Source organism: Arabiibacter massiliensis, assembly GCF_902386925.1.
Taxonomy (GTDB): domain Bacteria; phylum Actinomycetota; class Coriobacteriia; order Coriobacteriales; family Eggerthellaceae; genus Arabiibacter; species Arabiibacter massiliensis.
Window position 1 is genome coordinate 1,004,250 of the sequence record NZ_LR698996.1, and the last position, 26,093, is coordinate 1,030,342.

The following is a 26,093-nucleotide window of genomic DNA, read 5'->3' on the forward strand; positions in this document are numbered from 1 at the left end:
AAGGGGCGTCCTCACGATAGTCAGCCGTAGATCCTCACTCCCTCTTCGGCCACGCGAGCTTCGACCTTCCAGAATTCCTTGCTGCGCGCCTCGAACAGGGGTCGCGGGGCCGCCAGCACGTCGCGCGACAGCGGCGTCCACATCAACGAGCCGCGCACGTCGGCTCCATATTCAAGCGGGCGTTTCCCGTCATCGCTGGTGATGACGTAGATATCCACATCGCTGCCGGGTCTTTCCTCGCCGCGAGCATAGGAGCCGAAGACGTAGATGGCGTCGGTCGGGACGGCGTTGACGATGCTGTCTACAAGACGCTGCAAAAGGTCGTCGGGCAGATTGATTTTCGAGAACCCCTTGATGCTTGCGGCGGCGGCCATCCTTCACCTCCGACTCTTGATGCCGGGTCTTTTCGTGCGTGCAGCCCTATTATACCTTGCGCATCAAGCTGCCGCTCGAACTGGGCGAGGCACGCGCCATCCTCTGCGGCGCATCCTCGCCGCCGAATACGTGTCGGGGCTCGTGGTCGGCAGGCGGTGCCAGGGGCGCGAGGCCTCCCCCGCAGAAAGCGCGTTGGTTCCCAGCAGGGGTCCTGTACGGACAGCCGGAGGCTGTCCGTACAGGACACGAAACTCGCTGTCTGCGGCTATGCCGCTGCATGGGAGGGGATGCGATACCGTGCTTCTCAACAAGCCCGAGGGCAGAAGCGCCGCCGCGCCTGCCCGTTCGGGAGCGCGCTCCCCTCCTCCATCGGGCGAAGCGGCAGGATTTTACGGCTGTGGCACGCATGCGACGACTGCGAGGGCAGCCGCGTTAGCGTCCCCTCCCGTCGCGCGCTCGGGCTCCCTGCGCCTGCCGTTCAACCGGAGGGCTGGCGGGGCCGTCCAGCGCTCACAGGTAAGGGCGGTCGCCGACCAGGGGATTGGACGCGCCCAGCGCGACGTTGGAGAAGAACGCATAGAGGAAGGAGCGGTCTTCGCGAATCCCCTCCCTGATGCTCGCGTAGTTGGCCCTCGCAAGCGCATCGCGGAAGTACGCGCTGTTCTCGGCGAAGGGGGCGTTGTTGACGTCGACCCCCAGGCTTCGCAAGTAGAGCTGCGAGAACAGGGCTATCGTCCGCGTGTTGCCCTCGCGGAAAGGATGCGTCTGCCAGACGTTCGACACGAAGTCAGCGAAGCGCTCGATCTGCCCGCTGTCCAAGGGCAGGCGGTAGGGCCTCGCACCCTCCTGTTCGAAATCGTAGGCGAGCTGGTCCTTGATCATGGTGTAGTCGGCATAGGCGACGGAGCGGCCGACGAGAACAGGCTCCGCTTTCGTAAGGTTCACGCACCGCGCAACGCCGACCCAGCTTTCGTCCAAAACGCCGTCGAAGATGTGGCGGTGGATCGCGAACAGGGTCGAGGGCGCGAGCCTGAACGCGCCCCCTTCGAGGTACTTGACCATGCGCGCCGACACTTCGTCCGCCTCTCGCGTACGCGTTGCGTCGTCGATCGCCTGCTCGCTGTAGTGCTCGGCGATCTGCTTTGACAGCTCTTCGGCAGAAAGCTCGCCCTCGATGTAGCGGCCTGCCTGCTCATCGGCGTATTTCGAGACTTCGAGGCCGTCGGTCGCCTGCAGGCCCTTCGCGGTTTCCCAGTAGTCCCGCCGCTGCGCCATCGTGGTTTCCGGGATCGATTCGACGTATGGAACGTCTTCGCGATATTCAGCCGTGGATTTTTCTGCACTCATGGTTCACCTCCGATTCTAGCTTCGCTCGCTATCTCTGCGCATATGTTCCGCTGGAATGCTTCAGTGCGCTATTATACCTTTCGCGTTCGTGCGGCGCTTGCCGGATGAAAGCAGCGCCCGCGGCATGCCAGCGTCGGGCGATGCGGCAGGAATTTGCGGCTGTGGCACGCACGCGACGACTGCGAAAACAACGACCTGGGCAAACGCTGCGCGCCGGCAGCCGCAGAGCATCGGATACCGCCGAATCCGTGCCACAGCCGCAAATTCCTGCCGCATCGCCCGCTCGGGCAGCCACCGTCGTCTGCGGGAGCGGCCAAAATTGGGTATTGCGCTCATCGGCGTCACCCGGTAGAATAATCCGCGCTGCTAAAGCACGGGGTGTTAGCTCAGTTGGTTAGAGCGCCGGCCTGTCACGTCGGAGGTCGCGAGTTCGAGTCTCGTACATCCCGCCACTTTGAATGCAAAGCCCGCCCATCCGGCGGGCTTTTTCGCTCCCTTCACGTGGCACCGAAAACGGCCTGCCCCTGCACGCGGATTCGGCCGGCAGGAGGCTAGGCGGGGCGCTGGTCGATACGGGTTATGGTGAGGACGCGCAGGGGGTTGCGTTCGGTGCACGCGTCGGCGTCGATGAGGGTGGGGTCGGTGTTCTCCACGAGGAAAGCCAGCGGGTTTTCGGAACCGCCGTCAGGCTGGGCCTCGGCATTCGCCTCGGCGCAGCAGGCGGCCAGCAGCACGTCGGGGCGCAGGCTGCCCGTGGGCTTCGACACCAGCGAGAGCGTGAGCGTGGCGCCGGCCAGCTCCATCTCCCCCGCCAGGAACTCGGGAACGTGCAGCACCTTCTCCTTCTTCTTGCGGACGACGCGCACCTCCTCGGGCACGGGCAGCGCGGCGGGCGCGCACGACAGGAGCGCGCGGTAGGTGCCCACGGGGTACGCCGCCGAGGCCGCCGGCGCGTGCGCGTCGATGTAGGAGCACGCCTTCACCATGAGGTCGGGGACGCTTGCCGCCTGCAGGGCCGCGAGGGCCTCCTCGGGGCGCACGTAGCGCGTCATCTGCAGGTCGAACAGCTCGCGCGTGCCGCCCACGCCCACGGGGAGCGCGGCGCCGAAGGCGATCTTCATGTGGGGCGAGAAGCCCTCGCTCACGGCGAAGGGCAGGCCGGCGCGGCGCACCGCGCGCTCGAGGGCGCGGGCCACTTCCAGATGCGAGAGCAGCGCCAGGCGGCCCTGCTTGCAGAACGTCACGCGCAGGCGGAAGTTGCGGGGATCAGGCATGGGGGGCCTCCTTCTCTGCGCTGGCGCGCCGCGCGGGATCCTTCGACTCCGCGCCTTCGGCGCTCCGCTCAGGATGACAGGAGGCCGCACGCGGCTGTGCGAGCTGGTTGTCGGCGGCGAGGGCGGGGCAGGCGCCGCAGGCCGAGCAGGCGCCGAACGTGCAGTCGGGCGTCGTGCGGCCCTCGTCGGCCAGGCGGCGCTCGCGTGCGAGGAAGCGCTCGGACACGCCGGTGGAAATGTGGGACCACGGCATGACGCGGCCCGCCGGGTAGCTCGTCTGCGCGACGGCGGCCGGATCGAGGCCCACGACCTCGGCGGCCTCCACCCACGCGTCCTCGCGGAAGCACTCCGTCCACGCGTCGAAGCGCGCGCCGCGCCGCCACGCGGCCTCCACCCACGCCGCCGCCTCGCGGCCCCCGCGGCTCATGACGGCCTCGATGAAGCTCGTGGAGGGGTCGTGCCAGTGCACGTCCACGGCCTTGTACTTCACCGAGTGGCGCAGCAGGTTCACGCGGCGCATGGCCTCCTCAGGCGCGATCTGGCCGTCCCACTGGAACGGCGTCTGCGCCTTGGGCACGAAGAGCGCGCAGCTCACGCTCATGCGCACGCTGCCGCGCTGCTCGGGCGGCACGGCGGCCTTCGCGCGGTCGTAGGCGCGCTGGGCGAGCGAGGCGATGCCCTTGATGTCGTCGTCGTCCTCGGTGGGCAGGCCTATCATGAAGTACAGCTTGCAGCGCCGCCACCCCGCCGCGAACGCCGCGTCGATGGCGCCGAACAGGTCGTCCTCGGTGACGTTCTTGTTGATGACGTCGCGCAGACGCTGCGTGCCGGCCTCGGGCGCGAACGTGAGGCCGCCCTTCTTCTGGCCGGCCACGAGCCCCGCCATGTCCACGCCGAACGCGTCGAGGCGCTGCGAGGGCACCGACACGCGCACGCCCTTGCCGTCGCAGGAGCGGTTCACGCGCGTAAGGATGTCGGCGATCTGCGAGTGGTCGGTCGAGGAGAGCGAGGTCAGGCTCACCTCGTCGTAGCCCGTCTCGGCAAGGCCCGCCACCACGGACTCCACCACGTTGTCGGCGGAGCGCTCGCGCACGGGGCGGTACATCATGCCCGCCTGGCAGAAGCGGCAGCCGCGCGCGCAGCCGCGCAGGATCTCCACGTTCAGCCTATCGTGCACCACCTCGGTGAACGGCACGACGCACGGCTCCCAGCCGGGGCTCTCCGCAAAGCGCGTGAACAGGCGCTTCTCGATGAGCACGGGAAGGCCCTCCTCCACAGGCTCGATCCACGAGCCCGCCTCCTGCGCCTCGGCCTCGTCCCGCCAGCGGTAGAGCCCGGGCACGTACCAGCCCGGCTCGTGCGCGAGCGCCCGCAGGATGTCGGCGCGCGGGACTCCGTCGGCGCGCAGGCGCCGGATGAGCGCGAGCGCCTCGGGCACGGCCTCCTCCCCCTCCCCGATGCTGAAGGCGTCGAAGAACGGCGCGTAGGGCTCGGGGTTGAACGCGCAGGGGCCGCCGGCCAGCACAAGCGGGTCGCCCTCGGCGCGCTCGGAGGCGTGCAGCGGGATGCCGGCCAGATCGAGCGTCTCGAGCACGTTGGTGGCCGCGAGCTCGTGGGGCAGCGTGATGCCCACGACGTCGAACTCGGCCACGGGCGCGCAGCTTTCGATGGAGAACAGCGGTAGGCCCTCGGCGCGCAGCACGTCGCAGAACGCGGGCGCGGGCAAAAACGCGCGCTCGGCCGCCATGCCGTCGGCGGCGTTCACGGCGTTCACCAAAATGCGCACCGCCTGGTTGGCCTGCCCCAGCTCGTACGTGTCCGGGTAGACCATGCAGAAGCGGAAGTCCGCCTCGGGCTTGTACACGCAGCCGTACTCGTGGTTGAGGTAGCGCGCGGGGCGCTCTGCGTCGGCGAGCAGCGGCTCGAGGCGCGGCCAGAGATCCGTCATCGGCATGTCCTTCTCGAAGGTCGGTCGGAATAGAGGGCGGGCGGGGCTGCGGGGCGCCTAGCGCGACCGTCCTCCGGCCAGCTTGGTCGCCGCGGCGGCGCGCACGGAGGCTACGGCGCTCGACCCCACGTCCTGCGCCTTCGCGGCCACGCGGCTCGCGGCGGCGCGCACCACCTTGTCGCGCGCGCGGGCCACGGCGTCGGTCAGCCGTCCGAGCGTGGCCCCGTCCTCGAAATACTCGATGGCGGCGCGGCCCATGGCCTGCGTGCCCGAGTAGCCGATGGCGGCCTTGATGGCCCAGCCGAGCGCCGGCACGAACGCCACCAGCTGGCGCGCCACCGCGCGGCACGCGAACGCGCCGCCCACGACCGCCGCGAGCTCCTTCACGCGCTCCATGTTGAGCTCCTCGCCGTAGGCGGCGGCTATCATGAGCAGCATCTTCGCCTGGTTGAGCGTCATGACGGGCAGGTCGGCCCCGGGGATGACGACGAGCAGGCCCACGCCGGCGTTCTGCAGCGCGGTGGCGTTCACGGCCTCGAGCGACAGCGGCTTGCGCACGAAGGGGAAGGCCAGCGCGAACGCGAGGCGCTTCTCGTTGCACGCGTCGATCACCCAGCCGCCCATGCGCTCGGAGAGCGAGGCGGCCGCGGCGGCGTCGAGCGCGTAGGGCTCGGCGGGCGCGGCGGGCGCGGCGGCGTCCGCGGAGTCGTCGGCGGCCGGCAGCGCGGCGGGGACGCGCGGGGCCTTCGGCGCGACGAGGTCGCCGCGCGGGATGGGGTGGCCCGCCGCGTCGGCGACGTCCGCCACGAGCGAGGGCAGCGTGGTCACCACCATGACGGGCACGCCCGCGCGGCGCAGCTCCTCGGCGCAGGAGCCCACGCGCTCGTCGAGCCCCGCGACGATGACGGCCATGTCGTCGCCCGCGTAGGGAGCGAACGGGCGGCCGTCCAGGTACATGAGCGACACGCGCGCATGCACCGAGGCGCTCGCGAACGCCTGGCGCACGTGGGCCAGCACGTCGCCCGGAGCGCCGTCGTCGAGGTACACGCTCACCGACAGCGGCGTCTGGCGCGCCTCGTCGATGTTGGTGGCCTCGTCGATGACCGCCTTGATGTCCACAGGTAGCTGCATAACCGCCCCTTCCCTAGCGCTTCTGGATGTTGTGGGCCCACACGGAGCCCACGAGCCCCAGCATGGCGAAGTTCATCATCGTGCCCGTTGACCCGTAGCTTATGAACGGCAACGGTATGCCCGTGATAGGCATGAGCCCGCAGGTCATGCCTATGTTCTCAAGTATCTGGAACAGCCACATGCCCACGGAGCACATGACGATGAGCATTCCGAACAGATCGCCGGCCGCATGGGCTATGCGGAAGCATACCAAAACGAGCGCGACGTACAGAACCAGCAGCGCCATTACACCCAAAAACCCGAGCTCCTCGGCCAGCACGCAGAAGATGAAGTCGGTGGGCGCCTCGGGAAGGATGTTGAGCGCGTGCTGGGAGCCCTGCATGTAGCCCTTGCCGAACAGGCCGCCCGAGCCGATGGCGATCTGCGCCTGCTTCAGGTTGTAGCCGTCGCCCGTGGGGTCGAGCTCGGGGTCGAGGAACACGAGCAGGCGGGAGCGCTGGTAGTTCTTGAGCAGCTTGTACTGCACGGTTCCGTCGGGATTGCGCGTGGCGAGCACCTCGTCGAGCGCGAACACGCAGGCCACCGCCACGATGCCGGCCGCCAGCGTGATGAGCAGGAACTTCGGCCGCGCCCCGCCCACCACGAGCGCCACGGCGGCGATGAACAGGTACACGAGCCCCGTGCCCAGGTCGGGCTGGGTCATGATGCACGCGAACGGGATGAGCATGATGCCGAGCGCCTTGAGGTACTCGCGCACATCGTCGAGCCGGCCGCCGTAGCGCGCCGCCACGCTCGCGTCGAGCAGGATGACGGTGATCTTCGCGAACTCGCCGGGCTGGACCTGTATGCCCAGCTTGATCCACGACTGGGAGCCCATGCCCGCGTCGGTGCCGAGGCCCGGGATGTGCGGCGAGAGGATGAGCACGACGTTCACGATGAGGAACAGCATCGTGAAGTCCGACAGGCTCCGGTAGTCGAAGCGCCAGAGCACGACCATGAGCACGGAACCCGCCGCCACGAGACCGGCCTGGCGCGGGAACGAATAGTCGGGGTCGCCGTACACGGCCGAGTACACCACCACGAGGCCGTAGCACACGAGCAGCGCCACCACCACGACGAGCGGGATGTTGAGCCACGGCAGGCGGCGCGAGCGCGTGGCCTGCACCACGGCGCGGTCGGGCGCCTTCACCGAGTTGATCTGCGGCAGCTGCGGCATGTCCATCCTCCTCTCGTCGTGCGCCCCCAAGGCGCGCTAGTCGGTCCGCCCGGTCATGGCGGCGGTCATGGCGTCTTCCTTCACCTTGCCCGTCGTGCCTGCTATCTCGCCCATCGCCTCGAGCTCGCCCGCGTCGTAGGCCAGCACGGCCGCGAGCGCCTCCGCGCCCAGCGGCGCGGCCACGGCCGATCCGCCGCCGCCGTGCTCGACCACGCAGGCCACCACGTACTTCGGATCATCCACGGGCGCGTAGCAGGCGAACCACGCCGTGTCGCCCTTGTCGGTGAACTCGGCGGTACCCGTCTTGCACGCCACGGTGGCGGGGTCGATGCCGAAGTCGTTGAACGTCTTCGAGATGTCGGCGTTGTCGGTGGCCACGCCGTTGAGCGCGTCGCGCACGGCGGCCAGGTGCTCGGCGGACACGTCCACCTCGCCCGTCACCTCCGCCGCGCACTCGCGCACCACGTCCCCGTTGGCGTTGCGCACGTCCTTGAGCACGTGGGGCTTGAGCAGCTTGCCCGTGGCCACCGCGCCGTAGGCGACGGCCACCTCCATCGGCGTCACCATCACGTAGCCCTGGCCGATGCACATGTTCACCAGATCGCCGCCCACCCAGCCGGCCACCTCGGGCATGTCGCGGTAGTTGTTAGCCTTCCACTCCGGCGTGGGGATGATGCCCGACGCCTCGGAGGACAGGTCGATGCCGGTGGGCTGGTCGAAGCGGAACTTCGCGAGGAAGTCCTGCAGGGCCGTCTCGCCCACCTGCTCGCGGTTGTCCCAGAACTGCTTGCCGATGTCGTAGAACACCGTGTCGCACGACTGCACGATGCCGCCGCGGAAGTCCACCGTGCCGTGGCCGTTGTGGTTCCAGCACTTCTTCTCCTCGCCGGTGTTCCATCCGTCCCACGTACCCGAGCAGCCCCACGTGCGCGACGCGTCGGCGAACCCGTGCTTCAGCGCGGCCAGCCCGGTGAAGGTCTTGTACGTGGACGCGGCGGGGTACGTGCCCGAGATGGCCCTGTTCACAAGCGGGCTCATCTTCTCCTCGGCGTTGTAGGTCTCCCATGTCGCGTCGGGGATGCCGCCGACGAACGCCGCAGGGTCGAAGGCGGGGTAGCTCGCCATGGCGACGATGCCGCCGTCGGCCAGGTCCATCACCACCACGGTGCCCGCCACGCCCTTGCCGCTGCCGATGATGCCGCCCTCGGGGGCGATGAGCTGGGCGAGCGCATGGTCGCAGACGTACTGCACCGGGCCCTTCAGGGTGAGGCGGACGTCCGAGCCCTTCGTCGGCTGCGTCTCGCTCACCACCTCCACGATGTTGCCCTGGGCGTCGGCGACCACCTTGCGCTGCCCGGGGTCGCCCGAGAGCAAATCGTCGTAGCGCTGCTCGATGCCGGCGCGGCCCACTTCGTCGCCCAGGCCGATCTGGCGGTTCTCGCGCGGCGTCTGGAGGTCCTCGATGATGACGGAGCCCGTGTAGCCCACCACGTGCGCCGCGAGCGCGCCGTAGGGGTAGTCGCGCACGGTGCGCGGGCGCACCTCGACGTGTCGGAACGCGTCGCTGTGCTCCTGGATGAACGCCGCGTCGCGCAGGCGCACGTCGCTCGCCACGACGCGCTGGCTCTGCGCGCCCGAGGAGGCGTTCTGGATGCGCTGGCGCACCACGTGGTACGGCACGCCGAGCACGGCCGACAGCCGCAGCACCACGTCGCGGTCGTCGGCCACGTCGGGGTCGGCCAGCACGGTGAGCGAGGAGCGGTTGCGCACGAGGGGCAGCCCGTCGGCGTCGCAGATGAAGCCGCGCGGGGCGGGCTCCAGCACCGTGGCGTACTTGTTCTCCTCCGAGGCGCTGTCGAACTCCTCCGACTCGAGGATCTGCATGACCCAGAGCTTCGCCGCGAGCGAGCCGAAGATGCCCGCCGCCAGCACCCCCATGGCCATGAAGCGCGACTTGAGGCCGTCGGCGGGGTTCGCGCCCGGACGCTGCGCGGCGGTGCCCGGGCGCGACGGGGCTCCTGCGCCCACGCGCCCGCCCGCGCCCCCGAGCGAGGAGGACACGCCCACCGAGCTGATGGAGCGCACGTCCTTCTTCACGCTCACGCTGGACGACTTCGAGCGGCCGCGCAGGGCCAGCGCGACGGCGACGGCGACGATGACCGCCACGAGCGTGGCGAGGGCTGCGACGATGGCGGCGAACATGGGCCCGACCCCCTACCGCAACCGGGGCGTGCGCGGTCCGCGATCCTGGGCGCCGCCCGCCAGAAGGCGCGCAGCGAGCGGGTAGAGCACGAGGCCGACGACGCAGTCGTAGAGCGCGCACGGCAGGGCGCGGTAGAGGAACGCGTCGAGGGGGCCCGCCGGCAGGCCGAGCGCGACGAGCAGCGCGCCGTAGATCATCTCGACGGCGAAGGCGGCCACGGCCAGGATGGTGAGCGGCATGAACAGCGTGTCGTTGTCGAGCACGGCGAAGGCGCGCGAAGCCGCGAACGAGGCCAGCACGAACAAAAGCGCCATCCCGCCCACCGGACCCGTGCCCAGAAGGTCGTAGGCCAGGCCCAGCAGAAACGGCATGACCGGCCCCTCGCCGTGCGGGTTGGCGATGGCCGCCACCAGCACGTAGGCCAGGAGGAAGTTCGGCTGGGCCGAGAAGAGCGCGATGTTGGGCGCCACGACAACCTGCAGGACGAGCGCGACGAGAGCGCCCGCGGCCACGACGATGTTCTCGCGGGTCAGGTTCACGACTGCTCGCCCCCTTCCCCGCCGTCGCCGGCATCGGCGTCGGAGGAGCCCGCGTCCGCGGAGCCGGAGCCCCCGGCGGCGCTGAACACCACCATCACCGTCTCGAGGGCGCGGGCCTTCTCGTTGGGCGAGACGACCACGCGGCGCGAGACGTCGCCCTGCTTGGCGTCCACCTTCACCACCGTGCCGATGAGGAGCCCGCGGGTGTAGCTGCCGCCGAGGCCCGACGTGACCACGGTGTCGCCCTCGGCCACCTCGGCGTCGGCCTCGAGGTCCTCCAGGTAGAGCAGGCCTTCGAGCGAGCCCCGCACGATGCCCTGGGCGCGGCTCTGCTGTACGAGCGCGGCGGCCCCGCTGTGCGAGTCGGTGAGCAGCCGCACCGTGGCCGTGTGCTCGGCGGCCTCGACCACCTGGCCCACCACGCCCGACGTGCCCATGACGGTGAGCCCGCTGTCCACGCCGTCGGCCGCGCCCTTGTCGATGGCGACGGTCTGGTCCCAGGCGCCGGCGGGGCCGCCGATGACGCGCGCGGCGACGCCCTCGATGTCGTAGGAGTCCTTGAGCTCGAGCAGCGCGCGCAGCTCCTCGTTCTCGTGGCGCAGCTCCTCGGTCTGGGCGTACTGCTCCACGAGCTCGGCGTTGTATTCGCGCAGGCCGGAGAGCGTGCTCTCGTCGGCCGTGAGGTTCTCGATGCCCTCGCCGGCGGCGTCGATACCCGAGCCGGCGGCCGCGCCCACGAACTTGAGCGGCGCAAACGCTCCCGACACCGCGGCCTGCGCGGCGTGCAGCGAGCCGCCTTCGCCCTCGCGGGAGTACGTCGCCACGAGCGCGAGCGACCCGACGACGAATGCGACGAGCAGAACCCGGCGGACGAGCACCGAGCTTCTCTGTTGGAAATTGAGCGCCATGAAAGAGTGGGTCTGCCTTTACTTCGAGCGCATGAGCGTCTGCTTGAGGGCCGTGGGCGTCTCGAGCACCTTGAGGCAGCCCATGACCACGTTGGTGAGCGCCGTCTCGCTCGTCCACACGGGAATCTCCAGCTTATCGGTGAGGTAGCGGTCCAGGCCCGAGAGCAGGCCGCCGCCGCCCGTGAGCAGGATGCCGTTCTGGATGATGTCGCTGGCCAGGTCGGGGTTGGTCTTCTTGAACGTCTCCTTGATGTGGACGACCATCTCCTCGCAGGGCTGCACGAGCGCGGCGCGCACGTCCTCGGACTGGATGGTCACCTCCTTGGGCTGCTCGGTGATGACGTCCTGGCCCGAGATGATCATGTCGCGCTCGCGGCCGTCCTCGAAGGGCAGGATGGAGCCGATCTTGATCTTGATGATCTCGGCCGTGCGCTCGCCGATCTTGATGCCCAGAAGGTCGCGCAGGTGCATGGCGATGGCCTCGTCCATGCGGTTGCCGGCCAGGCGCAAAGACGACGACGTGACGATGCCGCCGAGCGAGATGACGGCCACCTCGGTGGTGCCGCCGCCGATGTCCACCACCATCGAGCCCGTGGGCTCGGTGACGGGCAGATCGGCGCCCATGGCCGCGGCCATGGGCTCCTCGATGAGGTAGGCTTGGCGCGCGCCGGCCTGGATGGCGGCCTCGAACACCGCGCGCTTCTCCACCGAGGTGGCGCCGCACGGGATGCAGATGACGATGCGGGGCTTCGCCTGCCAGGGGTACTTGCGCGGCGCGGCCTTGTTGATGAAGGCCGAGATCATGGCCTCGGTCACGTCGTAGTCGGCCACCACGCCGTCATGCAGCGGATGCTCCGCCGAGAACGCCTCGGGCGTGTGGTTGATCATGTTCTTCGCCTCATGGCCCACGGCGAGCACCCTATGCGTGCTCTTCTCGATGGCCACGACGGACGGCTCGTTCACGACGATGCCCTCGCCCGGGATGGCGACCAGCGTATTTGCAGTTCCGAGGTCGATGGCCATGTCCGTGGACATTTGGCCGGTCAGACCCGAGAACACGTCTAAGAAGGACATACAGGCAAACCCCTTGGATCTCGATTCACGTAGCCTCAGATTCTAGCACAGGCCCCCAACCCCCGCCGAAAATCCACGAGGGAGGCACACGCTCCGTGACAAAGGGACGATTGCCTCGTTTCTCAGTGGACGCTGCAGGAGAGGCAGGGGTCGTAGGCTCGGACGAGCTTCTCTATCTCGAGCTGGACGTCGGGCTTCTCGGCGCCGTCGGCCACGAGCTTCTCGGCCAGAAGGCGCATGTCGGCCTCGAGGTTGGCCACGTTCTGCGCGGTGGGCGTGAGGATGGACGCGTGCGCCACACGGCCCTCGGCGTCGATCTCCAGGTCGTGGAAGAGCGCGCCGCGCGGGGCCTCGGTGAAGCCGACGGCGCGGCCCGCGCGCACCTCGAACGCCGCAGGCTCGCTCGAGCCCTCGAACGCATCGGGCTCGGCCAGCCGCCGGCACAGCTGAGCGCACCGGTCGAGCGCGTCCACGAGCTCCACCGCCTGGGCGACGTTGTTCATGAACGGGTTGTCCTCGGGCGGGCGCAGCCCCGCCTTCGCGGCGGCCACGCGGGCGTTGTGCCCCAGGTGCTGCCACGAGGCGTTGATGCGTGCGAGCGCGCCCGTGAAATACGCCGAGCCCGTCGCGCGCACGCAGGCCAGAAGCGCCGCCGAATGCGCCACGGCGCGCTCCTCGATGGCGTCCTGCACGCCGTTCGCGTCGAAGTCGATGCCGGCCTTGAGGAACCGCGCCGTGCTCGGGCCCTCCACCGGGTAGCGCCCCTCCTCCACCATGGCCAGCATGTCGCCGGCCGTCTCGATGGCGGGTACCTCGAAGCCGCGGAACAGATCGACGGCCTTGAGCGCGAACTCGCCCGCCGCGTCCATCTTGTCGGCCAGCTCGCGGTACTCCCCCGCGCCGATCTCGTGCGTGAAGCCGCCCACGACGGCCGTGATGGGATGGATGGACCGGCCGCCCACCTTCGTGCACAGCTCGTTGCCGAGCGCCTTCAGGCCGAGCGCCCGCTCGAACAGCGCCGGGTCCGTCTCGGCGAGCGGGAACACGCTCGGCATGCCGAGGAAGTCGGGGGCGGCGAACACGAACAGGTGCGACGCGTGGTTCTGCAGGTAGGAGCCGTACACCAGAAGCTCGCGCAGGGCCCGCGTGCGGTCGGTGGCCTCGATGCCGAAGACGCGCTCGACGGCGTGCAGGTCGGTGACCACGTGGCTGGCCGAGCAGATGCCGCAGATGCGCGACGCGATGTAGGGCACCTCGTGGAACATGCGCCCGCGCACCATGCTCTCGAACAGGCGCGCCGGCTCGACGACGTTCATCTCGACGGTCTTCACGGCCCCGTCCTCGATGACCACGCGCACGTTGCCGTGGCCCTCGATGCGGGCGATGTGGTCGACATGGATGGAGGTTTTCGTCATAAGGGCATCCTCACTCGCTGGCCGAAAGGGCGGGGTTCGTCTGGTTGAACATCTGGAGCGCCTCGTCGAGCCGCGCGGAGGGCACGCCGTAGCGCTCGCACGCCTCGCGCGCCGAGGCCAGGTTCGCGTCGGGCGAGAGCCCCCGGCAGCCGTTGCAGGGCCGCCCCAGGTTCACGCACCGCGCGCCGCAGCCGGCCGTGGTCACCAGCCCCAGGCAGAGCTGGCCCTTGCCGAAGAAGCAGGTGGTCTCGTTGCGCTTGCAGTCGCCGCACATCGTGCGCGTGGTGAACGCCTTGTTCGACCCGTAGAGCGCCCGCTGCAGCACGTCGACGAAGTCGAGCGTGTCGATGGGGCAGCTGCGCACCTCGAAGTCCACGTCGACGACGGAGCCCACCGAGCGCGGCGCGACCATGTCGCCGCAGGCGGCGGGCACGTGGGAATACACCTGGCCGGGCCGCTCGAGGAACCCGTCGGCCGCCATGCCGGGGATGCCGGCCGTGGTGGCGCACGCGCCGATGGCGATGACGGTGCGGGCGCGTCGGCGCAGATCGCGCACGAGATCCTCCGCTTCCTCGGTGGTCACGGCGCCCTCGATGATGGCGACGTCGAACTCGTCGGGCATGGGGTCGCTCGAGGCCAGCTGCCAGTAGCGCAGATCGATCTGGCCGAGCACGTCGAGCAGGTGCGCCTCGGCGTTGGTGATCTGCAGCTGGCAGCCGAAGCAGCTGGCCAGCCCGGCCACCACGACGCGCGGGGCCGACGGCTCCTCCTGGCAGGCAATGCACTTTCCGGTCATATCGCACGCCTCCATATCACATCGACCCCTGGATGTTCTTGGCTTCCCAGTAGTTGAACACGGGCCCGTCGATGCACACGTACTGGTGCCCGATCTGGCAGTGGCCGCACTTGCCCATGCCGCACTTCATGTGCCGCTCGAAGCTCACGTAGATGCGGTCGTAGCTGATGCCCTTCTTGCGCATCTCGTCGATGGCGAACCGGTACATGATCGGAGGCCCGCACAGCGCTCCGTAGGTGTTGGACGCGTCGATCTCCAGATGCTCGAAGGGCTTCGTGACCAGGCCCACCTCGCCGTCCCACGTGTCGTCGGGACGGTCGACGGTAAGGTAGAGGTCGAAGTCCTTGCGGTGGCGCCACATCTCGAACTGCTTGCGGAACATCACCTCGGAGGGGTTCTTCGACCCGTAGATGATGGTGACCTTGCCGAACTCCGAGCGCTCGTCGTGGATGTTGTTGATGAGCGAGCGCAGAGGCGCGATGCCGAGGCCGCCGGCGACGAGCAGGATGTCGTGGCCCTTCATCTCCTCGAACGGGAAGCCGCGCCCGAACGGGCCGCGCAGCCCCACGATGTCGCCGCACTGCATGGTGTGCAGCACCTCGGTGAAGCGCCCCGTGCGCCGCACGGTGAGCTCGATGAAGCCGCGCTTGGACGGCGAGCTGGAGATGGAGATGGGCGCCTCGCCCACCCCGAAGATGGACACCTCCACGAACTGCCCCGGCTCGTGGTGGAACGCGTCGCGGATGCGCTCGTCGATGAGGCGGAACTCGAAGAGCTTCTCCGTCTCGGTGAGGTCGACGATGGACGTGATGCGCGCCGGCCAGGGCCGATACGGGTTCGCGGCCATCATCTCGGTGCCGGACAGCGGCGCCGCCTCCTCGGAGAACGGGCGCACTTGGACGGTGGAAACGGCGCAGCTACTGGGCATCCTTCATCCCCTTCCTCTCGAAGAACTCGAGCACCTCGATGGGGTTGATGCTCGCTTTGCACGCCTTCACGCAGCGCCCGCAGCCCACGCAGAGCATGCGGTCGTGGTTGGCGAGGAAGCCGTTGAGCTTGTGGTACATGCGGTGCCGCACGCGGTTGCGTCCGTCGGGGCGGAAGTTGTGGCCGCCGGCCACCTCGGCGAACTGCGGCGCGGTGCACGCGTCCCACACCCGCTCGCGCCGCCCGGTCCTGCCGTCGGGATCGAGCGTGTCCTGGATGTCGAAGCAGAAGCACGTCGGGCACACGGCCGAGCACGCCGTGCACGACAGGCACCGCCCGCCGAGCTCGTCCCAGAACGGGTCCTTGTGGAACGCGTCCATGAGCATGGCGACGTCGGTGATGTCGGGGATGGAGCGGTTGAAGGCCTCCTGGCGCCGGCGCGTGGCGTGGCGGAACTCGATGCGCTCGGCATCGGTGGCCACGCGCGGGTCGCACGCCGCCTCGAGGATGTTCGCGGCCTCGACGCTCGAGATGCTGACCAGGTACTTGCCGCCGATGTCCTGCAGGAACAGGTCGTAGCCGAAGCGGGCCTCGTCGCTTCCCCACAGATGGCAGAAGCACGTCTCGGTCGGCGTGCAGCTGACGCCCACGATGAGCGTGGCGTTGCGCCGGGCGACGTAGTACGGATCGGGATAGCGGCCGTACCTGAACACGAGGTCGAGGCGGTTCACGGCGTTGATGTCGCAGGCGTGCGCGCCGAAGATGACGCGCGGGGTGATCTCGGCGGCGAAGTCGCGCACGCCGTTGTCGCGCGCGTCGAAGGCCATGAGGGTCTCCTCGGGCGGCAGGAAGTACTTCTTGGGCGATGCGATGGTCGTCTCGTAGGAAAGGTCCATGTCGTCGGGCGACGCGATGGCCTCGAACACGTGGCTCCCGTCGCGCTCGACGGGAGCCACAACCTCGTAGGTTTCCATGAACGCCGACACGAGCGCCGGCAGCTCGCCGGCATCGATGACTCGATAGAGCATGCTCTCGTCCGTTCTCGTCAGGATGGATGCGCGTGCGTCCAGTGTAGCAAAGGCCCGAAGACCCGCGTCTGAAACGGCCCTGCAAACGACGAAACGCCCCTCCACGGCGGTGAAGGGGCGTTTCCGGGTGAAAAGCCTAGGCGAAGAAGATGCCGATCTCGCGCTCGGCGGACTCGGGGGAGTCGGAGCCGTGGATGACGTTCTCGTCCATGATGAGGCCGAAGTCGCCGCGGATGGTGCCCGGGGCCGCCTCGGCCGGGTTCGTGGCGCCCATGAGCGAGCGGCACTTGGCCACCGCGCCCTCGCCGGACACGACCATCTTCACCACGGGGCCGCTGGTGATGTAGGTGATGAGGCCTTCATAGAACGGCTTGCCCTCATGCTCGGCGTAGTTGGCCTTGGCCTGCTCGTCGGTGACCATCCCGAGCTCCATGCGCTCGATGGCGAGGCCGGCGCGCTCGAAGCGGTTGACGATCTCGCCGATGTGGCCGTTCTTCACCCCGTCGGGCTTGATCATGGTGTAGGTCTTCTGCACTGCCATGCGGTTTCCCTTTCTCTTATGTACATGAAGAAGGCGCGCGGCCGCGGCTGCGCGCCTCCGGTGAACCTGATCGTCAGTTCTGGCTCGCGAAGTAGATCTCGACGTTGGACACCTTCCAGCCGATGAGGTCGCGCACGAGCGACACCTTGTACTGCATCTCGCCGCCCTCGGCCGTCTTCGCCGTCACGTAGGCGGTGGAGTCGCTCATGGACTTGTCGATGCCGTCGATCGTCGGATTCGCGTCCTGCGCGACCGGGCCGACCATCGACGCGGCGCTGTCGGCGGGTACCTCGTCGGCGAACAGCGTGGTCGCGGCGGCCTGCGGGTCGGCGAACAGCTGCTCCACCACCGTCTCCTGCGTCGGGTAGCCCCAGCCCTGCGTGTACAGGAACACGGCGGCGCCGAACGCCACCAGCACCAGGAGCACGATGAACACGAGGATCTTGAGCCCGACGTTGCGGCGCTTGCGCTCCTGCTTCGCGATGCCCTTCGACCACTGCTCGAGCTCCTCGTCGCTCGCGTTGAAGAAGCGGTCCTCGCCGCCCGGCACCACGCCGTACTGGTCGCTCTGGGCGTACGGGTCGGCGTAGTAGTACGGGTCCTGCGCGGAGGCGTAGGGGTCCTGGTCGACGTAGACGGCCGAGCCGTCGGCGGCCACGTCGAGGCCCGACATGTCGGCGCCGGCGGACACCGGGGCGATGACCTGCGTGATCTCGGAAGTGCCCTGGGCGACGGCGGCGATGGCGCGCTGGTAGTCGACGCTGGCCGAGTCGCTGAGGAAGTAGGTCTTGTCGGCGATGGCCTCCTCGAAGGCCGCGGCGGCCTTCTGCATCTGGCCGCAGGCCACGTAGGCCTGGCCGAGGTTGGCGTAGAGCTTGTTGCGCGTGTCGGCCTTCATGTCGAACTGCAGGGCGCTCTCGTAGGAGGCCACGGCGTCGGCCGGCCGGTTGAGCGCCATGAAGCAGACGCCCAGGTTGAGCAGCGCCTTCGTGGGATCGGGGTTGCCCTCGTCGAGCGCGGCCTCGCGGAAGGCGACGCCGGCCTCGGCGGACTTGCCCAGCTTCAGAAGCGCGTTGCCCATGCCGGTGTAGGCCTTGTACGAGGCGTCGTACTTGGCGTCGGACACGGCTATCTCGAAGTGCTTGACCGCGTCCTCGTAGTCGTGCAGCGACGCGTAGGCCATCCCCAGGTTGTAGTTGACCGCGCCGCACGCGTCGTAGGACGCGTCGACGGTGGCCTGCGTGTAGGCGTGGATGGCCTCGCCCGGGTCCTTGAGCTTGACCAGGCAGTTGCCGATCTGGTGGTAGAGCAGCCCCATCTCGCCGGGAGCGAGCGGGCGGCTCGCATCCTGCAAGCACTGCGTGTACGCGGAGAGGGCGCCTTGGAAGTCCCTGCGGGCATAGGCCGCGCGCGCTTGCTGGAATAACTCGTTGTTCATCTGCTTCCTTCGTGTCTTCGCGGTTCGGGCCGAGGCGGCTCGCTAGTCGGCGGCGTTCTCGATCTCGATGCCCTCGATCACATCGCCCACGCGCAGCTGGCCGATGACGTCCATGCCGTCGATGGTCTGGCCGAACACCGTGTAGCCCGAGTCGAGCATGGGCTGGGCGCCCAGGCACAGGTAGAACTGCGAGCCGGCGGAGTTGGGATCCTGCGAGCGCGCCATGGCCAGCGTGCCGTCGAGGTGCTTGTTGTTGGGGTTGGTGGTGTACTCCTCCTTGATGGAGTAGCCCGGCCCGCCCGTGCCGAGGCCCGCGAACGGGTTGCCGGCCTTCTGCACGACCTCATCGGAGGAGAGGCCGCGGGTGTTCGGGCAGCCGCCCTGGATGACGAAGCCGGGCACGTGGCGATGGAACTTCAGGCCGTCGTAGAAGCCCTTGCGCGCCAGCTCGACGAAGTTGCCCACGTGGATGGGGGCGTCGTTGCCCGCCAGCTGCACGCGGATCGTGCCCTTCGACGTCTTGATGACCGCGATCTCCTCGCCGGTCGGCTGGTATTCCGGAGTGTACTGCGCCATAGGGCTCCCTTTCGTTTGCTTGCTATCATGCGCCCACGCGAAACGGGGCGAAATATCGCATACAAGGGAGAAGTTTAGCAGGTCAACCCCGCCCACCCGGAAAAATCGTAGAACATCCACGCCGCGTTGAGGCGCGACGAGGGACGAGGGGCGCGCCGGAGCCGAGCGATCCCCTTCCGCTGCCGAGTGCGCGAAAAGCCCTTGTTCTGGCCCCCTTCGACGCACGATCCGACGACCGCGTCCCCCTGCACGCCGAACCGCTCCGTTCGACACGAAAACCCTCGACGTGAAAGGCCTGGAAGCGGAAAAGCGAGGGCGCCGGCTCGCCGAAGGGGCTGATCTTCGGCGTTTTCCCAGGTCGGGACAATCCAACGCCAGCGCAGATCACAGAAATCCTTTCACGTCGAGGATTTTTGCGCAGAGACGTCGTGATTCGCGTGCAGCCTCTCCTCCGAGGTGGTCGATCATGCGTCAAAGGTGGAGTCGAAACCCTGGCTCGTGGCAGGAATCTCGGTTTTCCGCGCGCAGCGATCCGCTCGGACGAGCGCAGGAGGCATCAGCTCATCGCCTTCTCGTGCAAGGCGATGAGCAGGCGTCCGCGCGCCTCGATGCGCAGGTTGACGGCCTCAAGGAAGCTGGCGATCTGCGCGATATCCTCGGGCACGTAGGAGCCGGGGTCGTCCAAGCGATGCCCTTTCCAGAGCGGAACGACCTCGTAGTTGCATTTTTCGCGCACTGTCTCCTCGTACGCCTCTTCAACACCGTCGGGCTTGGCTCCCTCGGCTTTCTCAAGAAAAACTCTGATAGCATCATCGTCCACGCAGTAGAACTCCAGCCGCGCAAGCTCGACGTAATCCTCGAACGTGACCGGGCATCCTTTAGCGAGCCCCTCCCAATGACCTGGAATGCCCCGCTCCTTGAGCCACTCGAGCGACAGGTCCCAGTAGTCGTGCACGCGCGCATCCTCGGTGCCGAGGGGAAGGGCGCCGAACCCACGCCGCATGTTGAAGGTTCCTCCCCCATCGAACTTCATATAAGGAATGTACGTGAAATTGCCGATCGTGTGGGCAAGCGCTGCGAACCTCTCGAAAAGACGGTGCAGCTCGATGAGATCCCTCCTCCAGTGCCTGGGCCACCCGCGCATCTCCTCGAAGAAGGCGAGGGTCTTCTGGTAGCTCGGCGTCTCCCTCCCCTTCCCGAATCGCTGCGGATACAAGTGTCGCGAAGCAAAGTTGAAGGTGGTCGCGAACGAGTTCATGACATCGTAGCGAATCTGCAGGTCCATTCCCTCTCTGCAGAGCTTATTGCTTGAGAACCTCCATCCCTCGGGCAGGCTCTTCTTCAGCACCATCCTTGCAGGCCACTCCTCCTCATGCTCCATACCGCTGTCAAAATTGTGCTCCTTGGCCAGATACTTGAACGCGAGGAGCTTGGAGATCGGATCCGGGTAATCGCGCCGGTCCTTCCCCGCCGCCGTGAACGCCGCGCGCACCCGGGCTTCGTCGAAGCCTTTGATGAAGCCGTCCTCCATGAGGTCCTTGTAGTCGTAGTCCCACGTGAAAGGGTTCTTGCCGTTCTCTCCCATGTCCGAGCCTCGCTTCCCTCTTGCTTGCAGCTCCATCATACCTCACGCGCCGGCGAAGCCGAGCGTCGGCTTCTCGGCGGGGCCTTCCCAGGAGAAGTCCTCCGGCTCCAGCGTGACGAGCTCCTGCTCGCCCGGCTCGCGCGATCCGAGCGAGCGCACGAGCCGGGCGCCTTACGCCACCATCGCGTGCTCGAGCAGGTTGCGCATGAAGCGGGCGTTGCCGAAGTCCTCCCCTTTCGAGGCGGTCCGCGCGAACCCCTCCGCCTTCTCGGCGGCGCCGGGAGCCAAGCGCAGGCCCTCCCTGTCCGCCATCAGCTCGAGCACCTGCCGCAGCTCGTCCGGCCTGTAGTCGGGGAACTCCACCTGGAACCCTACGCGCGACGCCAGCCCTTGGTTGACCGCGAACAGCCGCTCCATCTCGCGGGTGTAGCCGGCGAAGATGACCACCAGGTCGTCGCGCAGCTTCTCCATCTGATCGACGATGGTCGCGATGGCCTCCTCCCCGTAGCCTCCGCGCCCTTTGTCGTCGAGCGAGTACGCCTCGTCGATGAACAGCACCGAGCCCTTCGCGCGCCTGAACAGCTTCGCGACTTTCGGAGCCGTCCACCCCACGGCCGTCCCCACCAGGTCCTGCCGCCCGCATTCGTAGAAGTCGCCCACCGAGAGCACGCCCTCTTCCTTGAGGATGCGCCCCACCAGGCGCGCCACCTCGGTCTTGCCCGTGCCGGGGTTGCCCAGGAAGGCCATGTGCATCGACACGCCGGCTCCATTTCGCCCCGAGTCGCGGCGCATCTTCTGCACGCGCGCGAAATCGAGGCGATCCGACACCAGGCGCTTCACCTCGTCCAACCCGACGAGCTCCCCGAGCTCCTGGCGCGCGCTCTTCGCCCGCGCGTTCGGCAGACGGCCAACGTCCTTCGGCAGGAGCGTTTGCAGCTCCATCCGCGAAAGCGGCGCTCCCCCGCCCCGCGAGCGGGCCAGGCGCACCTGCTGAGCGCCCACCGCATCCTCGAACAGCTTGCGCACGAAGCGGGCGTTGCCCCGGTCGTCCCGCCTGCCACCTCGCGAGAGCACGTCGCGCACCGCGACCCGGGTCTTCTCGGGCACGACGAGCTGGGCGCGGGCGCACATGAGGTCGAAGACCTGGCCAAGCTCGTCGGCCGTGTAGTCGGGGAACCGCACGACCGACCCCAGGCGCGAGCGGAAGCCGGGATTGGAATCCAAAAGCGCGTCCATCTCGTCCTCGTAACCCGCCAGGATGACCACGGTGTCGTCGCGCCGGTTCTCCATGAAGGCGATGAGCTCGGCGATGGAGCTGCTCGGGCGCTCGAGCATCCCATACGCCTCGTCGATGAACAGCACCGAGCCGCGCGCGGCGTCGAAAGCTTCGTTCACGCTCCAGCTGCCGGAGCCCGACACGGTGACCACGCGCCCCTCGCCGAGCACGCCGGCCTCGGAGAGGACCTGGCCGTACAGGCGCGCCACCTCGGTCTTGCCCGTGCCGGGGTTGCCCACGAACGCCGCATGCAGCGAGAAGGGCTGCACGGGCAGGCCGGAGAGCTCGGCCTCACGGCTCATCTCGCTGCGGAGGAGGATGTCCTTCACCTGGCGCTTCACCTCGTGAAGACCCACCAGCTCCTCAAGGCGCTGCAAAGCCGCCGGCTCCCTGTCGGCCTTCAGCAGCCGCTCTGACTCGGCGGCCACCTCGCGGTACTGCGGGAACGCCGCGCTGATGAGCGCGCGCTGCTTCCATTCGACGAACACCTGATCCAAGTCGTCGAAGGAACGGTTGCGAGCGCGCTCCTCGAGAAGCGCGTCCAGGCTCTCGTCCGCCTCCATCCCCGCTTCGGCAGCGAGTTTCGCCAGATGGCGCCTTTGCCGTTCGATGTCGGCGCCCTGCATCCTCGGAACCGCATCCTCTGCCACGTCCACCATCGGCGCCCCGAGGCGCTTGCGGATGCGTATCTTCACGTCGGGCTTGCCCGGCGGCACGAGGAAGACCATCTGCATGGTGTCGCGATGGCCCCTCAGCATGTCGATGAGCTTGCTGAGCAGGCGATAGGAGCTTTTGCCGAACGAGGAGCCTTCGTCGCGCGATCCGTACCTGACCACCAAGACGTTGCCGTCGAGCGCTTCCGCGAACGCCTCGTTCACTCGGTCGAGCCAGTCCCTCTCGGCGAACGATTCGGGATGGCTGATGTCGAACCTATCGATGTCCAAGGCGAACACGTGGCGCGACGGCAGCCGACCCGCCTCTAGAAGCGCCCCCAGGAGGATGTCCAGGGCGGGCTCGTAGCGCGCGGGACTCGCCCCTTCAAGCAGGTAGTGGACCGGCGCCAGAGCCGCTGCATCTTCCTTGCGCTCGGGCTTTGCGTACACGCGCGCGAGTTCGTCGGCAAGAGCCTGCGCGTACCTCGTGCGCTCCAGGCGCTCGAACGCCTCGGCCTTCGGGAGGGGCTTCGCCAGCAGCCGCTCCGACATCGACTGCGTGCGGCCCATGAATTCCCTCAGCTCGACAAGATTCGCGACGCGGCACATCGCGGCCTGGTCCACCCACGTGCAGCAGCCGTTGCTTTCGCTGAGGATGCAGGTGCCGAACGTGCACTCCTCCACCTCGATCGACGAAGGCTGCGGAAAGCCCCAGAGCCGGCAGGCTTCCAGCGCGTATTCCCTCGCATCGTCCTCATCGACGTTCCACTCGGCGCACAGCAGCGACACGCCGAACCGCAGCACGTCATCGTCGTCGCACCGCCCGTGGCGGAACCGGAAGGGAAACGCCAGCGCCTTTTTGTCGAGCTCGTCGCGCAGGTAGCCCTTCTCGTCGATCATCCAGGCGTCCATGTCGGCGCCCTTGCACACTGCCTGGTAGCACTTCATCGTCCCATGCACCTCTCTCGCGCCTTCCCTCTTCAAAGCCCATGGTAGCGGGCAGCATGGTAGGAAAAACGGACATATGGCGCAACGGGATGCCCTATACTGTGACCCATCGACGCGAAAGGAGGCCTTTATGGGCAGCAGGGCAACGAAGGAGGAGGCGAGGCCGCAACGGCGGCGGGACTGCCGCTTGAAGCTTCTGCCGCTTTGCATCCTGCGCATCCTGGAGCAGGGCACCGATGCCGAGCATCCCCTGAGCATCGAGGACATCCGCAGGAGGGTGGAGGCCGAATACGGCATCGAGGTCGACCGCAAGACCGTCTCGAACAACCTGTCCTGGCTCGCCGAGCTCGACGAGCGGGTGCGTCCGGACGTGAAGGAGCGCTCCGACGGCCAGGGAGGCGTGCAGGAGGTGAGCTGCGGCTGGCATTGCGAGCCCGCGCTCGAGGCGGAGGAGCTGCGCTACCTGGCGGATGCGCTGTTCAGCTGCCCGCGCATGCCGCCGCGGCAGAAGCGCGACCTCTGGCAGAAGGTGAGCGCGCTCGGAGGGGCCCGCGCGAAGAAGCTTGCGGGCTTCGGCGATTTCTACGACGCGAGCCCGCAGCCCGCCGTGAACAGGCAGCTGTTCCGCAGCATCGACGTGCTGAACGACGCCCTGGGCAACGGCTGGCAGGCGAGCTTCTCGCTGGGCAGCTTGGATCTGGAAGGCAGGTTCTGCCAGCAGGCCGGCGAGCGGCGCCACGTGGTGGATCCGCGTTTCATGGCCATGAGCGACGGAAGGCACTACCTCTTCGCCAGCTACCCGAGCGCCGAGATACCCCCGGGCGATCGCAAGATGTACTCGTTTCGCATCGACCTCATGTTCGATGCGGAGATACCCCGCGATCGCTGCGGAGAGCCCCGGAAGGCGACGGTGCCGCCCGACCGGCATCCCGACATACGGGCCTACCTGGACAAGCACCTCTATACGTACTCCGATCCCATCGTCGCCGTGCTGTTCCGCTTCGAGGACACCGATGCGAACCGCAACCTCGTGTTCGACCGCTTCGGGTCGGCCGTGCGCCTCGCGCGCGTCGACGGCGGCGCGGCCGGCGCCCGCCCGCTCCTCGAAGCCTCCGTGCAGGCCAACGAGAACGCCATGCGCTTCTTCGCGATGCAGTATTCAGACGTGGTCGAGGTGCTGAAGCCCCAGAGCCTGCGCGACGCCCTGCACGAGGAAGGACTGCGCGTGGCGAAGCGCTACGCGGGCGGGGCTCCGGGCTAGCGCGCCCTCACACGCGCTCGAACGTCGAGACGACCTCCACGTGGAACGTCTGCGGGAACAGGTCGACCGGCTGCACGCGGGCCAGGCGGTAGCCCTCCTGCTCGAAGCGCTTGACGTCGCGCGCCCACGTGGCGGGGTTGCAGCTCACGTACACCACGCGCCCGGGCGCGGCGGCGGCGATGCTCTCCACCACGCCGTCGGCCAGGCCCGCGCGCGGCGGGTCCACCACGAGCGCGTCCAGGCCGCCCAGCTCCGGCAGCTCGCGCGCCGCGTCGCCGCCGATCACCTCCACGTCCACCCCGTTCATGTCGGCGTTGCGGCGCAGATCGCGCACCGACGAGCCGGCCGACTCCACCGCCAGCACGTCGGCCCCGGCCTGCGCGAGCGGGATGGAGAACGTGCCGCCGCCCGCGTACAGGTCGGCCACCAGCAGGCCGTCGAGCCCCTCGGGGCCGTCCTCGCCCACCGCGCCCCCCAGCCCGGCCACGGCCTCGGCCACCAGCCTCTCGGCCTGCGCGGTGTTCACCTGGAAGAAGGAGGGAGCGCTCGTGAGGTACCGGGCGCTTCCCAGCTCCTCCTCCCAGCAGCCCTTGCCGTCGAGCGTCTCCACGCCCTTGATCTTGCGCGCCTTGCCGGGGTCGGCCATGACGCGCACGATGCTCGTGGCCTTGAGCGCGCTTTTCAGCGTCTTGGCGATGTGCGCGCGGGGAAACGCGCCCGGTGCCGTCCACAGCGCCACCTCCAGGTCGCGCGTGCGCAGGCTGTGGCGCACGCCCACGCGGAAGATCTCCAGATCGGACGACCCCTGCGCGAACCTGAGCGCGCCGCGCAGCGCCTTCGGGGCCTTCTTGAGCGCGTCGTGGGCCAAGGGGCACGAGTCCGGCGTGGCGATGTCGTGCGTGCCCTCGCGGTGGAAGCCCAGCTGGAACACGCCGCGCTCGTCCATGCGCGCGCCCAGCTCCAGCTTGTTGCGGTAGCCCCACTGCCGCTTGCTCGGCAGGCAGGGGCGCACGAGCTCCTCGGCGCGGGCGGCCTCGAAGCCCGCCGTGCGCTCGAGGGCGGCCGCCACGTTGGCGCGCTTGGCTTCGAGCTGCGCCTCGTAGGCCACATGCTGCCACGGGCACCCGCCGCAGGCCTCGCCCGCGCCGCAACGGCCCTCGACGCGAACGGGCGAGGGCTCGACGAGCCGCGCGATGCGGGCGCGGGCGAAGGCCGGCTTCTCCTCCACCACCTCCACCTCGGCCACATCGCCGGGCGCGCCGCCCTCCACGAACACGGCCTTTCCGCTCGACAGGCGGCCGACGGCCTCCGAGCCGTAGCCCATGCGCTCCACCGTTATGGTTTCTTCCATCGTTTGCATCCGATTCTCGTTTTTTGTTTTTCCGTTCGCGCCATGATAGCGTATAATCGTCTGCGCCGTGCCCTTGTAGCTCAGGGGATAGAGCGTCTGCCTCCGGAGCAGAAAGCCGCAGGTTCGAATCCTGTCAAGGGCACCATTTCCGGGAATCATGCGAGGTCGGAGCCATGCTCCGGCCTCGTTTCGCTTTCAGCGGCGCGCGGCCGAAACCGATCTTCGCTCCGAAAACACGCCTCGTGCGCTGAAGCGTGTTTTCGGAGCGAAGATGCGCTCGCCG

The 26,093-nt window shown here is 68.3% G+C and carries 21 protein-coding genes and 2 tRNA genes; 3 read left to right on the top strand and 20 right to left on the bottom strand.

The annotated features are described in order from the left end of the window. Positions 1-20 precede the first annotated feature (20 nt). Positions 21-374 (bottom strand): nucleotidyltransferase domain-containing protein, encoded by a 354-nt coding sequence (locus FX134_RS04390; protein ID WP_080798154.1) that lies wholly within the window; start codon positions 372-374, stop codon positions 21-23. A gap of 511 nt (positions 375-885) precedes the next feature. Then, the gene (locus FX134_RS04395) at positions 886-1,722 is read right to left on the bottom strand and encodes a Fic family protein (protein WP_080798156.1); all 837 of its coding nucleotides are present in this window, start codon (positions 1,720-1,722) and stop codon (positions 886-888) included. A gap of 375 nt (positions 1,723-2,097) precedes the next feature. Here FX134_RS04395 and FX134_RS04400 point away from each other — a divergent pair. Continuing rightward, positions 2,098-2,174 (top strand) — tRNA-Asp (locus FX134_RS04400). 99 nt (positions 2,175-2,273) lie between these two features. Here the strand turns inward: FX134_RS04400 and FX134_RS04405 are convergent. The 17 genes from FX134_RS04405 to FX134_RS04485 all read right to left on the bottom strand — a co-directional run bounded on the left by FX134_RS04405 (position 2,274) and on the right by FX134_RS04485 (position 23,198). Next, positions 2,274-2,996, bottom strand: coding sequence for a TIGR03936 family radical SAM-associated protein (locus FX134_RS04405; RefSeq protein ID WP_080798159.1), 723 nt, complete (start codon positions 2,994-2,996; stop codon positions 2,274-2,276). After that, complete coding sequence (locus FX134_RS04410; protein ID WP_080798162.1) at positions 2,989-4,944, bottom strand: TIGR03960 family B12-binding radical SAM protein; 1,956 nt, start codon at positions 4,942-4,944, stop codon at positions 2,989-2,991. Before FX134_RS04410 ends, FX134_RS04405 begins: the two co-directional genes overlap by 8 nt. Before the next feature lie 57 nt (positions 4,945-5,001). Beyond that, positions 5,002-6,075 (bottom strand): YcjF family protein, encoded by a 1,074-nt coding sequence (locus FX134_RS04415; RefSeq protein WP_080798165.1) that lies wholly within the window; start codon positions 6,073-6,075, stop codon positions 5,002-5,004. 13 nt (positions 6,076-6,088) lie between these two features. Continuing rightward, entirely contained in the window at positions 6,089-7,291 is a 1,203-nt protein-coding gene (gene rodA, locus FX134_RS04420; RefSeq protein ID WP_080803740.1) for a rod shape-determining protein RodA, read from the bottom strand. Between the two features lie 36 nt (positions 7,292-7,327). Next, a complete protein-coding gene (mrdA, locus tag FX134_RS04425) occupies positions 7,328-9,493 on the bottom strand; it encodes a penicillin-binding protein 2 (protein ID WP_080798168.1) in 2,166 nt (721 codons plus the stop codon). Between the two features lie 12 nt (positions 9,494-9,505). Continuing rightward, positions 9,506-10,033, bottom strand: a complete 528-nt coding sequence (mreD, locus tag FX134_RS04430; RefSeq protein WP_080798172.1) for a rod shape-determining protein MreD — start codon at positions 10,031-10,033, stop codon at positions 9,506-9,508. Further along, the gene (gene mreC / locus FX134_RS04435) at positions 10,030-10,941 is read right to left on the bottom strand and encodes a rod shape-determining protein MreC (protein WP_080798180.1); all 912 of its coding nucleotides are present in this window, start codon (positions 10,939-10,941) and stop codon (positions 10,030-10,032) included. Before mreC ends, mreD begins: the two co-directional genes overlap by 4 nt. 18 nt (positions 10,942-10,959) lie before the next feature. After that, positions 10,960-12,015, bottom strand: a complete 1,056-nt coding sequence (mreB, locus tag FX134_RS04440) for a rod shape-determining protein (protein ID WP_080798183.1) — start codon at positions 12,013-12,015, stop codon at positions 10,960-10,962. 122 nt (positions 12,016-12,137) lie between these two features. Next, positions 12,138-13,430 (bottom strand): Ni/Fe hydrogenase subunit alpha, encoded by a 1,293-nt coding sequence (locus tag FX134_RS04445; RefSeq protein ID WP_080798186.1) that lies wholly within the window; start codon positions 13,428-13,430, stop codon positions 12,138-12,140. A gap of 10 nt (positions 13,431-13,440) precedes the next feature. Next, entirely contained in the window at positions 13,441-14,226 is a 786-nt protein-coding gene (locus FX134_RS04450; protein WP_172623378.1) for an NADH-quinone oxidoreductase subunit B family protein, read from the bottom strand. A gap of 16 nt (positions 14,227-14,242) precedes the next feature. Beyond that, positions 14,243-15,154: an FAD/NAD(P)-binding protein gene (locus FX134_RS04455; protein WP_080798192.1), complete on the bottom strand. Its 912-nt coding sequence runs from the start codon at positions 15,152-15,154 to the stop codon at positions 14,243-14,245. Then, entirely contained in the window at positions 15,144-16,181 is a 1,038-nt protein-coding gene (locus tag FX134_RS04460) for a 4Fe-4S dicluster domain-containing protein (RefSeq protein ID WP_080798195.1), read from the bottom strand. The genes FX134_RS04455 and FX134_RS04460 overlap by 11 nt, the downstream gene beginning before the upstream one ends. Before the next feature lie 136 nt (positions 16,182-16,317). Further along, positions 16,318-16,722: a nucleoside-diphosphate kinase gene (ndk, locus tag FX134_RS04465; protein WP_080798198.1), complete on the bottom strand. Its 405-nt coding sequence runs from the start codon at positions 16,720-16,722 to the stop codon at positions 16,318-16,320. Between the two features lie 73 nt (positions 16,723-16,795). Continuing rightward, entirely contained in the window at positions 16,796-18,160 is a 1,365-nt protein-coding gene (locus FX134_RS04470; RefSeq protein WP_080798202.1) for a tetratricopeptide repeat protein, read from the bottom strand. A 42-nt stretch (positions 18,161-18,202) separates the two neighbouring features. Further along, positions 18,203-18,736, bottom strand: a complete 534-nt coding sequence (locus FX134_RS04475) for a peptidylprolyl isomerase (protein ID WP_080798205.1) — start codon at positions 18,734-18,736, stop codon at positions 18,203-18,205. Positions 18,737-19,292: 556 nt separating this feature from the next. Then, the gene (locus FX134_RS04480; RefSeq protein WP_143412132.1) at positions 19,293-20,321 is read right to left on the bottom strand and encodes a hypothetical protein; all 1,029 of its coding nucleotides are present in this window, start codon (positions 20,319-20,321) and stop codon (positions 19,293-19,295) included. 171 nt (positions 20,322-20,492) lie between these two features. Continuing rightward, positions 20,493-23,198 carry an AAA family ATPase gene (locus FX134_RS04485; RefSeq protein ID WP_172623379.1) on the bottom strand — a complete coding sequence of 902 codons (2,706 nt, stop codon included), beginning with the start codon at positions 23,196-23,198 and terminating at the stop codon, positions 20,493-20,495. A 130-nt stretch (positions 23,199-23,328) separates the two neighbouring features. Between FX134_RS04485 and FX134_RS04490 the strand changes: the two genes are divergently transcribed. Beyond that, positions 23,329-24,459 (top strand): WYL domain-containing protein, encoded by a 1,131-nt coding sequence (locus FX134_RS04490; RefSeq protein ID WP_172623380.1) that lies wholly within the window; start codon positions 23,329-23,331, stop codon positions 24,457-24,459. A gap of 7 nt (positions 24,460-24,466) precedes the next feature. Here FX134_RS04490 and rlmD read toward each other — a convergent pair whose 3' ends face one another. Further along, entirely contained in the window at positions 24,467-25,810 is a 1,344-nt protein-coding gene (gene rlmD, locus FX134_RS04495) for a 23S rRNA (uracil(1939)-C(5))-methyltransferase RlmD (RefSeq protein WP_172623381.1), read from the bottom strand. A gap of 69 nt (positions 25,811-25,879) precedes the next feature. On the opposite strand from rlmD, the gene FX134_RS04500 reads away from it, so the two are divergent. Further along, a tRNA-Arg gene (locus FX134_RS04500) sits at positions 25,880-25,955 on the top strand. The last annotated feature ends 138 nt before the right edge of the window (positions 25,956-26,093 follow it).